The sequence below is a fragment of the Pseudomonas sp. GM79 genome, from assembly GCF_000282495.1.
Lineage (GTDB): Bacteria > Pseudomonadota > Gammaproteobacteria > Pseudomonadales > Pseudomonadaceae > Aquipseudomonas.
In genome coordinates, this window is the sequence record NZ_AKJE01000058.1 from 22102 (window position 1) to 36663 (window position 14562).

Genomic DNA, 14562 nt, shown 5'->3' on the forward strand with positions numbered 1-14562 from the left:
TACCGACTCTTGAGCAGTGTTGCGATCATTCCGGCCCGCGGTGGCAGCAAGCGAATCCCGCGCAAGAACCTCAAGCCATTCGATGGCGTGCCGATGATCGTCCGTTCGATTCGCACGGCGCTGGAGTCGAACCTGTTCGACCAAGTGATCGTCAGCACCGACGATGAAGAGATCGCCGAGGTCGCACGGGCCAATGGGGCTCAAGTGCCGTTCATGCGGCCCGCGGCGCTGGCCGACGATTTCACAGGGACTGCAGCGGTGATCGTACATGCCTTGCAGCAATTGCCGCCGTTCGACTATGCGTGCTGCGTCTACGCGACGGCGCCCCTGTTGCAGGCGCGTTATCTGCGTCAGGGGCATGAGTTGCTGGTGCAGCATCCGGACAAGTCTTTCGCGTTTTCAGTCGCCGGTTTTGGCTTCCCGGTACAACGGGCCTTGACCCTCGACGAGCAGGGCGCCTTGACCTCGCTCTACCCGGAGTTTCGCGAGATCCGTTCCCAGGACTTGCCTGAAGCTTTTCAAGATGCCGGGCAGTTCTACTGGGGGCGTAGCGAGGCCTGGTTGCGTGGCGATGTGCTGTTCTCGCCGGCAAGCCTGCCGGTGATTCTGCCGCGTCATCTGGTGCAGGATATCGACACGCTTGAAGACTGGACGCGTGCCGAATATCTCTATTGCGCCTTGAAGGCTGGGGGTGAGCTGCAATGAGGGTGCTAATCCGCGCTGACGCGTCGCCGACCATTGGCAGCGGCCATATCGCCCGTTGCCTGACCCTGGCCAGGGTGTTACGCAAGCAGGGCACGCATGTTGCCTTCGCGTGTCGTCAGTTGCCGGGGCATCGGCTGGACAGTCTGCAGGCTGAGGATTTCGAGATTTTCGCGCTGCCGGAGCGCTATCCCGATGAAGACCCACAGCAGGCCATCGAGTCGATGCTGCCGTGGCAGGCGGACATCGCTGCGCTGGGGCAAGCATTGGAAAGTCATCCGGCTTTCGACTGGATCATCGTCGACCACTATGGCCTCGATCAGCATTGGCAGACCGCCGCGCGCCGTTGGGCTCCGCGAATCGCGGCGGTGGACGATTTGGCCACTCGGCAATACAGCGTCGATCTGCTGCTCAATCAAAATCTGTCGGGCACGCCAGAGGCTTATGCCTCACTGCTGACGCCCGATTGCCAGACCCTGCTGGGCCCACGGTTTGCCCTGCTGCGCGATGAGTTCTGTTGCCCGGCAATCGAGATCAAACCTCGGGCCAGGCGAGTGCTGGTGAATTTCGGCGGCTTCGATGCGGCCATGCAGACCCATCACGCGATGTTGGCACTGGCGGACCTCCATGAGCTGGAAGTCGATTTCGTGGCAGGTGCCGACAATCCGGCCTGGGAGCAGATGCAGAGTCTGGTGGACTATCGTCCGAACTGGCGCCTGCACAGTTTTGTCAGCGATTTCTACCAGCTGATGACCGAGGCCGACCTGTTCATCGGTGCCGGTGGCGGTACCAGCTGGGAGCGGGCGGCCATGGGGCTGCCGACGATCTGCATTGCGGTCTCGAATAATCAGCAGGCCAACGGCGAGGTGATGGCGACCTCGGGTGCTCATGTGTTCCTGGGCAATCGCGACCGGGTCAGCGTCGAGCAGTTGCATCAGACCATCGGTTTTGTCGTGGGCAATCAGGGGATTCGTCAGAGTCTGGCCGAACGCTCGCGGCAGTTGGTCGATGGCCGTGGGGCGCAGCGGGTGGCGGCAGCGCTGGCGGGGGCGGTGTTGCAGGTTCGTCAGGCCACTCAGGATGATGCGCAATTGTTGTTCGATGGGCGCAATGCCGAAGCGGTTCGGCGCTGGTCGCTGGACACGCACGTCATTGACTGGCAACGGCATCGGGACTGGCTGGCCGCGAACCTGAGCAATCCGCGGCGGTTGCTGTTAATCGCCGAAGCGGATGATGGCCCGGTCGGTGTGCTGCGTTATGACCTCGACGATGCTCGCGCCGAAGTCTCGATTTATCTGTTCGAAGGCCGATTCGGCCTGGGCTGGGGCAGGGCGCTGCTGGCGCGGGGCGAAGCCTTCGTCACCGCTCATTGGCCGCGACTGGAAGCCATCACCGCTCAGGTGCTGCCGGCCAATTCGGCATCGCTGAAAGTTTTCCGCGAGGCTGGTTTCACTCAGAGTGCTTGCGCGTTCACGCGCGTATTGAAGGATCCAAAACAATGACCAGTTTCAAGATCGGCAACCGCTCGATTGGTGCCGATGCGCCGCCGTTCATCATTGCCGAGATGAGCGGCAACCATAACCAGTCGCTGGACGTGGCGCTGCACATCGTCGAAGCCGCGGCCAAGGCCGGTGCGCACGCCTTGAAGCTGCAAACCTATACTGCCGAGACCATGACGCTGGATCTGTCCGAAGGCGAGTTCTTCATCAAGGACCCCAACAGCCTGTGGGCCGGTTCTTCACTGTACGCGCTGTACGAGAAGGCCCACACGCCGTGGGAATGGCACGCGCCGATTTTCGCCCGGGCCAAAGAGCTGGGCATGCTGGCGTTCTCCACACCGTTCGATGACACCGCCGTAGACTTCCTCGAAAGCCTGGACGTGCCCGCCTACAAGATCGCCAGTTTCGAGAACACCGACCTGCCGTTGATCCGGCGGGTCGCTGCCACCGGCAAGCCGTTGATCATCTCCACAGGCATGGCCAGCATCGCCGAACTCGACGAAACCGTGCGTGCCGCCCGTGAGGCCGGTTGCAAGGACCTGGTGTTGCTCAAGTGCACCAGCACGTACCCGGCGACGCCCGCCAACAGCAATGTGCGCACCATCCCTCATCTGCGGGAGCTGTTTGGCTGTGAAGTCGGTTTGTCCGATCATTCGATGGGCGTTGGAGTGTCCGTCGCCGCGGTAGCGCTGGGGGCGACGGTGGTGGAAAAACACTTCACCCTCGACCGTGCCGCCGGTGGCGTGGACGCCAGTTTTTCCCTGGAACCGACTGAACTCGCCAGCCTGGTGATCGAAACCGAACGCGCCTGGCAGGCCATGGGTCAGGTGCATTACGGCGTGACCGAGGCCGAGCGCAAATCTCTGGTATACCGACGTTCGCTATACGTCACTCAGGACATGGCCGCCGGTGAGCCTTTCACCGTTGCCAATCTGCGGGCCATCCGGCCTGGCCTGGGGCTGGCCCCCAAACACGCTGAAACCCTTCTGGGCCGCCGTGCGCACCAGCCCATCAAGCGCGGAACACCGCTGGATTGGTCGTTGGTTGAATAACCGCTTGTGCGGCTGATTCGGCAAAATAGCGTGACCTGCGAGTCATAACGCGCATCTTCACTGTATTGTATAAAAAGGGGAGATGGCGCCTGGACTGTTTTTAGCCCAGTGATGGCCTTTTATTCTTCCCGCTGTCACCCCCTTGAGGGCGACGTTTATTCGTTGTTTGTCGGCGCCCCTCGATTCCTTGCGAGCGGTGGTATTGGGCTGTTTATTATTGGGAAGCCGTAATGATTGGCATAAAGAGCATTGCGAGCTACGTTCCTGTAGCCGGCGTGGACAATTACGCACAAGGTGCAAAATTCGAAAAGGATGAAGAATTCATCCTGGGCAAGATCGGTTCGGCCTTCCTGCCGCGCAAAGATGCGGGGCAAGAAACTTCGGACCTGTGTGTCGAAGCAGTCAACGCGCTGTTCGCCAACAATCCCGATTTGAAGCGTGAAGCCATCGACGTGCTGATCGTCGTTACCCAGAACGGCGATGAAGAAGGCTTGCCGCACACCGCCGCCATCGTTCAGGACAAACTGGGCCTGCCAACGACCGTGGCTGCGTTCGATATTTCCCTGGGCTGCTCGGGTTACGTCTACGGCATCTACGCCATCAAGGGCTTCATGGAGGCCGCGGGCCTGAAGAATGGCCTGCTGGTGACCGCCGATCCGTATTCGAAGATCGTCGACCCGGAAGACCGCAACACCACCATGCTTTTTGGCGATGCCGCCACGGCTACCTGGATGGGCGAAGACGCGCCATGGCAGTTGGGCAAGGCCAAGTTCGGCACTGACGGTTCCGGCGCGCCGCACCTGAAGGTTTCCGACGGGGTGTTCTTCATGAACGGCCGTCAGGTCTTCAACTTCGCGCTGCTCAAAGTGCCGGCGCATTTGCATGAGCTGCTCGCTGACTCGGGCCTGACGGCTGACGATATCGATGCCTTCTGCATTCACCAGGGCAGTGCGGCGATTGTCGACGCCGTGGCACGGCGTTTCGAGGGTGAGCCTGAGAAGTTCATCAAGGACATGGTAGAAACCGGTAATACCGTGTCGTCGAGCATTCCGTTGCTGCTGGAAAAACACGTGCTCGATTCCAAGTGGAAGCGCGTGGCGCTCAGCGGTTTCGGTGTTGGTTTGTCCTGGGGTTCGGCGATCATCTATCGTCCTTGAGCTTCTAAAAGCCAGGCACAAAAAAAGCGTTCAAGGTGTAACCTTGAGCGCTATTTTTTTGCCCGAATGAAAAGCGAGGCTCCATGAGCGAGTTCTTTGAGCGCAACGTCGAGATCATACAGCGCCGCTGGCCGCTGCTGTCTGCGCGCTTGCTGATTGAGGACGTGAGCCTGTTGCAGGCCGATCTGGTTGAAGGCCTGGGCTCGACGTTGAGCATCAACGGCATTCAGTTGACCAGTCGCCATGACCGCACCCATGAAGCGCAGCTTCAAGCCGAAAGCCTGCCGCTCGACAGTCCGGCGGTGCATGTCTACGGCGCCGGGCTTGGCGATCTGCAGAGGGAGTTGCTGCAGCGCGCCGGGCTCGAGCGTTTGTATGTGCACATCCTCAACGGCGCGGTGTTTGCGCTGGTGCTGCAACTGCTCGATCAACAGCAGTGGCTCAGCGATCCGCGAGTCGAGCTGTTGTATGCCGGCGATCTGGCGGAAATCCAGCTGCCGTTCTTCGCGTTGCCGTCCGAGCTGGTGCTGGCCGATGACTTCAATGCGAAGATTCGTGATCGGTTGATCAGCGAAATACACCTGAGCTTCAATAATCGTGAGTTTGACCCCCAGGATCCGGACATCGTCGAGCGTTTGCAGGCCAGCCTGGAGTTGGTGCAGGCCGATCGGGATGTGACCGGGTTGTTCGGTTCGTGCAAAGGGCAGGAGGTATTCGTCATTGCCACGGGCCCGAGCCTTGAGCAGCACTTCGAGACCTTGCTCGCGATTCGTAATCAGGCCGAACGGCCGTTGTTCATCTGTGTTGATACGGCTTACCGACCACTGATCGATCACGGGATCCGACCTGATGTGGTGGTCAGCATCGACCAGCGCATCTCGGCTCGGCATCTACCATGTGAAGACACGACCGATATCATCCTGGCGTATATGCCCATGGTCGATCCCCTAGTGCTTGAAGCCTGGCAGGGACCGCGCTATGCCAGTTACTCCGCCAGCCCGATTTACCAGAAGATGCGTCGGCAACAGCCCAAAGGCGAGCTGTATGTCGGCGGTAGCGTGATTCATCCCGCGGTAGACCTTGCGGTGAAGATGGGCGCAGCGCAGATCACCTTGTTCGGTGCCGACTTTGCCTTTCCCAATGACAAGACCCATGCGGGCTGGAACGATGGCGACCTGGGACCGCAACTGGGCGCCGCCAAGCATTGGGTGCTCGATGGTAACGGTCAACGCATCAAGACCCAGCTCAATTTTCGCAGTTACCTGTGTGAGCTGGAGCGCTTTATCGCAGGGCATCCTCAGGTGCGCTTCTATAACAGCAGCCGGACAGGCGCGATGATTGCCGGTACGGCTTTTCATCCGGAGTGGGTGTCATGAGCGGGCTTGAATCCTTTGTCGTCGACTCTGAGCAATGTGCAACATTGTTCCGTTTGGGGCGTGATGTAGAAGCCGGGCTGGCGATGATCGAGCTGATCGTTGCGGTGCAGCCGTCCTTTGATCTGACGCCGCAGGTTGTTCAGCAGCAGTGGGTGCTGTTGCTCGGCCAGATGCTCGAATGCCAGGAGGCGCAAAATTGGCTGGCGCTGGCGGACTATCTGGAATACGAACTGGCCCAGTTGCTGCGCGACAGTCTGTCCATTTAAACAATTTCTCTTCTGCCGGTGCAGGCGAATCCTCGCCAGTCTGTCACCGGCATTTCCCTGACGTCATTTTTTCGCTGCTTGAACACAGTCAAGCCCTTGATTTACGGGGGGTGGCAACGTGATGGCAAATATTTTTCAAAATCCCCTAAAGCAAGTTCCAATCCCGACGATAACTATTACGAAGGTTCTCTAGGCCATACCCGGCGGTTGCCAGGGCCGGAAGCCGCAGTACCCAACCAACGAGGAATTCGTCATGGCTTTAACAGTAAACACCAACGTCACATCGTTGAACGTTCAGAAAAACCTGAACCGTGCTTCCGACGCTCTGTCGACGTCGATGACTCGCCTGTCTTCCGGCCTGAAAATCAACAGCGCTAAAGACGACGCCGCCGGCCTGCAAATCGCTACCCGTATGACTTCGCAGATCCGCGGTCAGACCATGGCTATCAAAAACGCCAACGACGGTATCTCGATCGCTCAGACCGCTGAAGGCGCGATGCAAGAATCGACCAACATTCTGCAGCGTATGCGTGAACTGGCTGTTCAATCGCGAAACGACTCGAACGGCACTGCTGACCGTGCTGCTCTGAACAAAGAATTCGCTTCGATGTCGGACGAGCTGACTCGTATCGCCAAGTCGACCAACCTGAACGGCAAGAACCTGATCGACGGCACCGCTGGCACCATGACCTTCCAGGTTGGTTCCAACACCGGCGCTACCAACCAGATCACTCTGACCCTGGACAGCGGCTTCGACGCAGCTACCCTGTCGGTTGACTCGGCTACCGTTCAGATCACTGGTAACAACTCGGCAACCGCCGAAGCCTCGATGAACAACGCGCTGACCAAAATCGACGCCGCTCTGGCCAAGATCAACTCCAGCCGTGCTGACCTCGGTGCTGCACAAAACCGTCTGTCCAGCACCATCTCCAACCTGCAGAACATCAACGAAAACGCCAGTGCTGCACTGGGTCGCGTACAAGATACCGACTTCGCTGCTGAAACTGCACAGCTGACCAAGCAACAAACTCTGCAACAAGCTTCGACCGCAGTTCTGGCTCAGGCCAACCAACTGCCATCCGCTGTACTGAAACTGCTTCAGTAATAGCTGATGCGTTTTGGCGGGGGAGTGCGCTTGTCGCGCTCTCTCGCTTTTTACTTTAAGAGGTGATGGACATGGATATGAGCGTCAAGCTGAACTTGTCTTATCCTGCGGCCAAGCAGGCGACGACTGTTGCCGACAAGCCGGCGGAGAAGCCTCGAGCGGTAGTTGCTCCAGTAGCTGCCGTCAAGGAAGAAGGTAAGGGCGAACAGACCGAGCAGGACAAACTGAAGATGGCTGTTCAGGAAATTGAAAAATTCGTTCAGTCGGTCAAGCGCAACCTGGAATTCTCTATCGATGAGCCATCGGGCAAAGTGGTCGTCAAAGTCATTGCCAGCGAATCCGGTGAGGTGATCCGCCAGATCCCCAACGAAGAAGTCCTGAAACTGGCCAATAGTTTGAATGATGCAAGCAGCCTGTTGTTCAGCGCTAAAGTCTGACAACTGGCACGAATTTTGTTGCTATGTTCTTTTGGGCGTTGTAGTGGTCAAAAGGCCGGCGACACACTGAAGGGAGTTTCACATGGCAAGTCCAATTCTACCGGGCACAGGTTTAGGCTCCGGCCTTGATACCGGTGCTATCGTTAAAGCCTTGGTGAACGCCGATAAAGCGGCCAAGCAAGGTCAGATCGATCGTGGAACCGCCACTAACTCGGCGAGTATTTCCGGGATTGGTACCTTGAAGTCGCTGTTGGCTACGTTCCAGAAAGCGCTTACCGATCTGGGTAGTACGACAACCCCTCAGTTCACGGGTTTTGCCGCGACGTCGTCCGATGTAAAAGTGCTGACCGCTACGTCCAGTAACGCGGCTGTCGCCGGTAACTACGTGGTCGACATCACCAGCCTGGCCACCTCCTCGAAAGTAGCCTCTGCTGCGTTTGCCGGTGGTACAACCAGTGCGATCCCTGCTGGCACGCTGACCATCACCCAGAATGGCAAAAGCTATCCGGTAACTGTGGGTGCAGGCGCCACGCTGCAATCGGTGCGTGATTCGATCAACAGCCAATACCAGTCCAGTGGCTTGAGCGCCAACATTGTGACCGACAGCTTCGGCTCGCGCCTGGTGCTGGGTTCCACGACGACTGGCGCGGGTTCCGACATTTCCGCCAGCGGTATTGCCGGTCTGGAAATCGATGGGACCGCCCCGATGGCCACCCCGCCGACTGCCACTTCTTCGGGGGCTATTGGTGCTCCGGCCCAGGACGCGGTGTTTAGCGTCGACGGTCTGGCGATGACCAGCAAGTCCAACACCATCGACAAGACGATTTCCGGGTTGAGCCTGAGTTTGCTCACCACCGGCAAGTCGACCGTCACCGTGGCGTCCAACAATGATGGTCTGAAGGCGTCGATCCAGAAGTTCGTCGATGCGTACAACGCCGTCGCCAACGCTGTGACTTCTTTGACCAAGCCGTCCCTGGATGACGATGGCAAGCTGACCGTTTCCGCGGCGCTGACCGGTGACCCGCTGCCACGTTCGATTCTGGATTCCTTACGGGGCCCGCTGTCCCAGACCGGTGCCGGCGACAAGCTGACCGTGCTTTCCCAGTTGGGTATCACCACTAACCAGAAGACCGGCGCACTGGATTTCGACAGCACCAAGTTCAACACTGCAATGAACGACAAGAAGCTGGGCGGTGAGGTTCAGGCACTGTTCACCGGTACCAACGGTCTGATTGAGCGTATGAACAATGCGATCAAGCCTTACACCGAAGGTAAAACCGTCAATGGCAAAGCAGTCGACTCGATCCTGGATGCGCGCGCCAAGAGCCTCGATTCAACCAAGAAAAAGCTGAGCAATGACCAGGCAGCCCTGGATCGCCGAATCGAGACCCTGACCGCGGTACTGACCAAAAAGTACAACGACATGGACACCCTGGTCGGCAAGTTGAAGGCGACAGCCAGCAACATCACGTCGATGTTTGAAGCGATGACCGCGCAACAGAAGAACTCGTAACCTTTACAGTGCCAAAAGCCCGGCAGCGTTCACACGCTCCGGGCTTTTTGTTTTTGAATCTAAAGTTTTTTGACGCGTCGTCGATACACTGGTTATACGGACCACAGATTTCTGATGAGGTACAACATGAATCCAATGTTAGCCCTTCGCCAATACCAGAAGATTGGCGCTCAGGCGCAAACTTCCGAAGCCAGCCCGCATCGTTTGGTGCAGATGCTGATGGAAGGCGGCCTGGATCGTATCGCCCAGGCTAAAGGCGCGATGGAGCGTAAGGATATTCCGAATAAAGGCGTTCTGATCGGTAAGGCCATCGGCATTATCGGTGGTCTGCGTGAAGGTCTGGATCTGGAAAATCAGGCCGACTCGGTGACTGAGCTGGATAACCTTTACACCTACATGATGAAGCGTCTGGCTGAAGCCAACATCAAGACCGATCCAAAGATTCTCGACGAAGTCGCCGACCTGCTTCGCACGGTCAAAGACGGTTGGGATGCCATTGCCGCGCCGGGTCCGCAGTTTTAAGGAGATCACCATGAGTCTTGTATTGCAGCGAATCGAACAAACCCGCGATGCCCTCGTCGATGCATTGGCCGAGCGCAACTGGGAAGCCATTGGTGAATTGGACCTGGCTTGCCGTTCCTGCATGGAAGACGTCTTGAGTGAAGCTTCGGTGGACGAGGCCGCGTTGCGCGACAACCTTGAGGAGTTGCTGGGGGTGTATAAACAGCTTCTGGAGGCGGCGACGGGGGAGCGCCAAGCGATAGTCGACGAGATGTCGCAGATCCACCAAGCGCAGAGCGCGGCAAAGGTTTACCATCTGTTTGGTTAATTAATCCCCGGTTAATCCAAACATAGTGCGCCATAAATTTGACTGTGCACGGTTTTTTGACTTAACTAGTGGCTGGTTCCAGATTTCAGGCGTCTACAGGCATAACGTGTCTGCAAGCGTCTAGCTTGCCCCTCATTTTGGGCATTGAGTTGACTAGGGAAGTTGCTATTGCATGTGGCGTGAAACCAAAATTCTGCTGATTGATGACGATAGCGTCCGCCGCCGCGATTTGGCGGTGATTTTAAATTTTCTTGGCGAAGAAAATTTACCCTGTGGCAGCCATGACTGGCAGCAGGCTGTCGGCTCTTTGTCATCAAGTCGTGAAGTAATCTGTGTCCTCATCGGGACGGTAAATGCTCCTGGTGCACTTTTGGGCCTGTTAAAGACACTCTCAACCTGGGATGAGTTCCTTCCAGTTTTGTTAATGGGCGATAATTCTTCCATTGACTTGCCGGAAGACCAGCGTCGTCGAGTGCTTTCGACTCTCGAAATGCCACCCAGCTACAGCAAATTGCTCGACTCGCTGCACCGTGCACAGGTCTATCGCGAGATGTATGACCAGGCGCGTGAGCGCGGTCGTCACCGTGAACCCAATCTTTTCCGTAGCCTCGTCGGCACCAGCCGGGCGATTCAACACGTCCGTCAGATGATGCAGCAAGTGGCCGATACTGATGCCAGTGTGCTGATCCTCGGCGAGTCCGGGACCGGCAAGGAAGTGGTCGCGCGCAACCTGCACTACCACTCCAAGCGGCGTGACGCGCCGTTCGTGCCGGTCAACTGCGGTGCTATTCCGGCCGAGTTGCTCGAAAGCGAATTGTTCGGCCATGAGAAGGGTGCCTTCACCGGAGCGATCACCAGTCGCGCCGGGCGTTTCGAGCTGGCCAACGGTGGTACCTTGTTCCTCGACGAAATCGGCGACATGCCGTTGCCGATGCAGGTCAAGCTGCTGCGCGTCTTGCAGGAACGCACCTTTGAGCGCGTGGGCAGCAACAAGACCCAAAGCGTCGATGTGCGGATCATTGCGGCGACCCACAAGAATCTCGAAAGCATGATCGAGATCGGCACTTTCCGCGAAGACCTCTACTATCGCTTGAACGTGTTCCCGATCGAGATGGCGCCATTGCGCGAACGCGTCGAAGACATTCCGCTGCTGATGAACGAGTTGATCTCGCGCATGGAGCACGAGAAGCGCGGTTCGATCCGTTTCAATTCGGCGGCGATCATGTCGCTGTGCCGTCATGGCTGGCCGGGCAACGTTCGCGAGCTTGCCAACCTGGTGGAGCGCATGGCGATCATGCACCCGTACGGGGTGATCGGTGTGGTCGAGTTGCCGAAGAAATTCCGCTACGTCGATGACGAAGACGAGCAACTGGTCGACAGCCTGCGCAGCGATCTTGAAGAGCGGGTGGCCATTAACGGTCATACCCCGGACTTCACCGCCAATGCCTTGTTGCCACCGGAAGGCCTGGACTTGAAGGATTACCTCGGTGGTCTGGAACAAGGGCTGATCCAGCAAGCGCTGGATGATGCCAATGGCATCGTGGCGCGGGCGGCAGAACGGCTGCGGATTCGTCGTACCACGCTGGTGGAGAAGATGCGCAAGTACGGCATGAGTCGTCGTGACGGTGATGAACAGGCGGATGATTGACGCCTGTTTTTCAACTCCTTCATTTATAGGTAGTTTTTTTTAGGCACGGGTATTGCTACATCCCTCGCAACGTTCCGTTTAACTGACGGTCAACCACGCGAGAGAGTCCGATGCCCCAAGCCGCCCAGATGTCTCCTGCCCTTGATGCTTCGGGGCAACCGTCGTCCGTAGAGCAGGCAAGCCGGCTTGGCCTTGAGCAGGCATTTGCGCTGTTCAGCCAGATGTCGAGCCAATTGACCGATTCCTACAGCATGCTCGAAGCCCGGGTCACCGAGCTCAAGGGCGAGCTGGCGGTGGTCAGTGCTCAGCGCATGCAGGAGCTGGCGGAAAAAGAACGCCTGGCCAACCGTCTGCAAAATCTCCTCGATCTGTTGCCCGGCGGCGTCATCGTCATCGACGCCCAGGGTATCGTGCGCGAAGCTAATCCCGCCGCGAGTGAACTGCTTGGTCTGCCTCTCGAAGGCGAGCTGTGGCGTCATGTGATTGCTCGATGCTTTGCACCGCGCGAGGACGACGGTCACGAAATATCCCTTAAGGACGGTCGACGTCTATCGATCGCCACGCGTTCGCTGGACGCCGAGCCCGGTCAATTGGTGTTGCTCAATGACCTGACTGAAACCCGTCATCTGCAAGATCAACTGGCTCGCCACGAACGTCTGTCGTCTCTGGGGCGTATGGTTGCCTCGTTGGCTCATCAGATTCGCACGCCGTTGTCCGCTGCATTGCTCTACGCCAGTCATTTGACTGAGCAGCAGTTGCCGGTCGAGACCCAGCAACGTTTTGCCGGGCGCCTGAAAGAGCGTCTGCATGAACTCGAACACCAGGTTCGCGACATGCTGGTGTTCGCCCGTGGCGAGCTGCCGCTGACCGATCGCGTGAGCCCCAAGATGTTGATGCAGTCGCTGCAAGCGGCAGCGCTGACCCACGTTCAGGACTTGCCGATTCGCTGGCAGTGCGACAGTCATGCCGGTGAGTTGCTGTGTAATCGCGACACCTTGGTCGGGGCGATCCTCAACCTGATCGAGAACGCCATCCAGGCCAGCGCCGGCGACGTTCGTTTGAAGGTTCATCTATATACCCGCGACAACAATCTGCGCCTGTGCATCAGCGACAGCGGCAGCGGTATCGACACGAAGGTACTGGCGCGTTTGGGTGAACCGTTTTTCACCACTAAAACCACCGGCACCGGCCTGGGCCTGACCGTGGTCAAGGCAGTCGCCCGTGCCCATCAGGGAGAATTGCAATTGCGCTCGCGGCCGGGTCGCGGCACTTGTGCGCAGGTGATCTTGCCGCTTTTTTCTGGTGAACAACCCAGCGCTCAGGGAGCGAAGTGAAGGACATGGCCATCAAGGTTTTACTGGTCGAGGATGACCGCGCGCTACGGGAAGCATTGGCCGATACGCTGCTGCTTGCCGGGCACGATTACACGGCGGTCGGTTCGGCGGAAGAGGCGTTGGCTGCGGTCGGCGCCGAGGCATTTAACCTGGTGCTCAGCGACGTCAACATGCCGGGCATGGATGGTCATCAACTGCTTGGATTGCTGCGGGCGCGTCAGCCGCAACTGCCTGTATTACTGATGACCGCTCACGGTGCGGTCGAGCGCGCAGTCGACGCCATGCGTCAGGGCGCGGCGGATTATCTGGTCAAACCCTTCGAGCCCAAAGCCTTGCTCGATCTGGTGGCGCGGCACGCGCTGGGCAATCTGGGCGCGACCGAGAGTGAAGGGCCTGTGGCGTTCGAGCCCGCCAGTGCGCAATTGCTGGAACTGGCTGCGCGGGTGGCACGCAGTGACTCCACGGTGTTGATCTCCGGTGAGTCCGGGACCGGCAAGGAAGTGCTGGCGCGTTACATCCATCAACACTCTCACCGCGCCAGTCAGCCGTTTATTGCGATCAACTGTGCAGCGATCCCGGACAACATGCTCGAAGCCACCTTGTTCGGTCACGAAAAGGGGGCTTTCACAGGCGCCATTGCGGCGCAGGCCGGCAAGTTCGAGCAGGCCGATGGCGGGACGATCCTGCTCGATGAAATCTCCGAAATGCCCCTCGGCCTACAAGCCAAATTACTGCGCGTGTTGCAAGAGCGTGAAGTTGAGCGAGTCGGCGCACGCAAGCCGATCATGCTGGACATTCGAGTGGTGGCTACCACCAACCGTGACCTCGCCGCCGAAGTGACGGCGGGGCGTTTTCGCGAAGATCTTTACTATCGCCTGTCGGTGTTCCCGCTGGCCTGGCGTCCGCTGCGCGAGCGCACCGCCGACATCCTGCCGCTGGCCGAGCGACTGTTGGCCAAGCACGTCAATAAAATGAAGCATGCCGTGGCGAAGCTTTCGCCCGAGGCGCAAGTTTGCCTGATCGCTTATCCGTGGCCGGGCAACGTGCGTGAGCTGGATAACGCGATCCAGCGAGCCTTGATTCTGCAGCAGGGCGGTTTGATCCAGCCGCAAGATTTCTGCCTGGCCGGGCCGGTGGCGTGCGCGCCGTTGCCGCCATTGGCGTCGACGCCCACGCGGGCCGTAGACGTCGAAGCTGAATCGGCGGGCGCCCTCGGCGACGACCTGCGGCGCCGTGAATTTCAGATGATCATCGACACCTTGCGTTCCGAGCGTGGCCGTCGCAAAGAAGCCGCCGAGCGACTGGGCATCAGCCCGCGCACTTTGCGCTACAAGCTGGCGCAAATGCGTGACGCCGGAATGGATGTGGAAGCGTACTTGTTCGCCACCTGAAAGTTGACGCAAGCAACACTGTTCTAAATGTGGGAGCGGCGGTGCGACGATTCGACTTGCTCGCGAAAGCTGTAGACCAGCCAGCATCTCTGTTGAATGGAAAACCGTATTCGCGAGCAAGCCCGCTCCCACATTTGTTTTGCGGTGATTCATGATTAAAGCAAAGCATGGAAGGCTTTTGTTTAGAGCGATCACCGAGCTGGCACCCTTGTTGCTAACACCTCACTACCCGCCGAGTGAGTGTCAAAAAATT

Annotated in this window: 14 protein-coding genes; all 14 read left to right on the plus strand. The window is 58.4% G+C overall.

The features are described 5' to 3' along the window. Positions 1-9: 9 nt before the first annotated feature. Entirely contained in the window at positions 10-705 is a 696-nt protein-coding gene (gene pseF / locus PMI36_RS13035; protein WP_008072586.1) for a pseudaminic acid cytidylyltransferase, read from the plus strand. Next, positions 702-2204, plus strand: coding sequence for a UDP-2,4-diacetamido-2,4,6-trideoxy-beta-L-altropyranose hydrolase (pseG, locus tag PMI36_RS13030; protein ID WP_008072587.1), 1503 nt, complete (start codon positions 702-704; stop codon positions 2202-2204). Before pseF ends, pseG begins: the two co-directional genes overlap by 4 nt. After that, a complete protein-coding gene (pseI, locus tag PMI36_RS13025; RefSeq protein ID WP_008072589.1) occupies positions 2201-3253 on the plus strand; it encodes a pseudaminic acid synthase in 1053 nt (350 codons plus the stop codon). Before pseG ends, pseI begins: the two co-directional genes overlap by 4 nt. Before the next feature lie 230 nt (positions 3254-3483). Beyond that, positions 3484-4410 (plus strand): ketoacyl-ACP synthase III, encoded by a 927-nt coding sequence (locus PMI36_RS13020; RefSeq protein ID WP_008072591.1) that lies wholly within the window; start codon positions 3484-3486, stop codon positions 4408-4410. An 83-nt stretch (positions 4411-4493) separates the two neighbouring features. Next, positions 4494-5786 (plus strand): motility associated factor glycosyltransferase family protein, encoded by a 1293-nt coding sequence (locus tag PMI36_RS13015; RefSeq protein WP_008072593.1) that lies wholly within the window; start codon positions 4494-4496, stop codon positions 5784-5786. After that, on the plus strand, positions 5783-6052 hold the full coding sequence (locus PMI36_RS13010; RefSeq protein ID WP_008072596.1) for a hypothetical protein: 270 nt from the start codon (positions 5783-5785) through the stop codon (positions 6050-6052). Before PMI36_RS13015 ends, PMI36_RS13010 begins: the two co-directional genes overlap by 4 nt. Positions 6053-6305: 253 nt before the next feature. Beyond that, complete coding sequence (locus PMI36_RS13005; RefSeq protein WP_008072599.1) at positions 6306-7157, plus strand: flagellin domain-containing protein; 852 nt, start codon at positions 6306-6308, stop codon at positions 7155-7157. Between the two features lie 71 nt (positions 7158-7228). Continuing rightward, entirely contained in the window at positions 7229-7594 is a 366-nt protein-coding gene (locus PMI36_RS13000) for a flagellar protein FlaG (protein ID WP_008072600.1), read from the plus strand. An 82-nt stretch (positions 7595-7676) separates the two neighbouring features. Continuing rightward, positions 7677-9107 (plus strand): flagellar filament capping protein FliD, encoded by a 1431-nt coding sequence (gene fliD / locus PMI36_RS12995; RefSeq protein ID WP_008072602.1) that lies wholly within the window; start codon positions 7677-7679, stop codon positions 9105-9107. Between the two features lie 126 nt (positions 9108-9233). Next, positions 9234-9629 carry a flagellar export chaperone FliS gene (fliS, locus tag PMI36_RS12990; RefSeq protein ID WP_008072603.1) on the plus strand — a complete coding sequence of 132 codons (396 nt, stop codon included), beginning with the start codon at positions 9234-9236 and terminating at the stop codon, positions 9627-9629. A gap of 10 nt (positions 9630-9639) precedes the next feature. Further along, complete coding sequence (locus PMI36_RS12985; RefSeq protein ID WP_008072606.1) at positions 9640-9936, plus strand: hypothetical protein; 297 nt, start codon at positions 9640-9642, stop codon at positions 9934-9936. A gap of 172 nt (positions 9937-10108) precedes the next feature. Beyond that, positions 10109-11584 carry a sigma-54 dependent transcriptional regulator gene (locus tag PMI36_RS12980; RefSeq protein ID WP_007894189.1) on the plus strand — a complete coding sequence of 492 codons (1476 nt, stop codon included), beginning with the start codon at positions 10109-10111 and terminating at the stop codon, positions 11582-11584. A 128-nt stretch (positions 11585-11712) separates the two neighbouring features. Then, on the plus strand, positions 11713-12918 hold the full coding sequence (locus PMI36_RS12975; protein ID WP_162130629.1) for a sensor histidine kinase: 1206 nt from the start codon (positions 11713-11715) through the stop codon (positions 12916-12918). A 5-nt stretch (positions 12919-12923) separates the two neighbouring features. Further along, the gene (locus tag PMI36_RS12970; RefSeq protein ID WP_008072610.1) at positions 12924-14309 is read left to right on the plus strand and encodes a sigma-54-dependent transcriptional regulator; all 1386 of its coding nucleotides are present in this window, start codon (positions 12924-12926) and stop codon (positions 14307-14309) included. The last annotated feature ends 253 nt before the right edge of the window (positions 14310-14562 follow it).

Coding starts and splice junctions, on each gene's coding strand:
- pseG (WP_008072587.1), top strand. CDS start 702: ATGAGGGTGCTAATCCGCGCTGACGCGTCGCCGACCATTGGCAGCGGC.
- pseI (WP_008072589.1), top strand. CDS start 2,201: ATGACCAGTTTCAAGATCGGCAACCGCTCGATTGGTGCCGATGCGCCG.
- PMI36_RS13020 (WP_008072591.1), top strand. CDS start 3,484: ATGATTGGCATAAAGAGCATTGCGAGCTACGTTCCTGTAGCCGGCGTG.
- PMI36_RS13015 (WP_008072593.1), top strand. CDS start 4,494: ATGAGCGAGTTCTTTGAGCGCAACGTCGAGATCATACAGCGCCGCTGG.
- PMI36_RS13010 (WP_008072596.1), top strand. CDS start 5,783: ATGAGCGGGCTTGAATCCTTTGTCGTCGACTCTGAGCAATGTGCAACA.
- PMI36_RS13005 (WP_008072599.1), top strand. CDS start 6,306: ATGGCTTTAACAGTAAACACCAACGTCACATCGTTGAACGTTCAGAAA.
- PMI36_RS13000 (WP_008072600.1), top strand. CDS start 7,229: ATGGATATGAGCGTCAAGCTGAACTTGTCTTATCCTGCGGCCAAGCAG.
- fliD (WP_008072602.1), top strand. CDS start 7,677: ATGGCAAGTCCAATTCTACCGGGCACAGGTTTAGGCTCCGGCCTTGAT.
- fliS (WP_008072603.1), top strand. CDS start 9,234: ATGAATCCAATGTTAGCCCTTCGCCAATACCAGAAGATTGGCGCTCAG.
- PMI36_RS12985 (WP_008072606.1), top strand. CDS start 9,640: ATGAGTCTTGTATTGCAGCGAATCGAACAAACCCGCGATGCCCTCGTC.
- PMI36_RS12980 (WP_007894189.1), top strand. CDS start 10,109: ATGTGGCGTGAAACCAAAATTCTGCTGATTGATGACGATAGCGTCCGC.
- PMI36_RS12975 (WP_162130629.1), top strand. CDS start 11,713: ATGTCTCCTGCCCTTGATGCTTCGGGGCAACCGTCGTCCGTAGAGCAG.
- PMI36_RS12970 (WP_008072610.1), top strand. CDS start 12,924: ATGGCCATCAAGGTTTTACTGGTCGAGGATGACCGCGCGCTACGGGAA.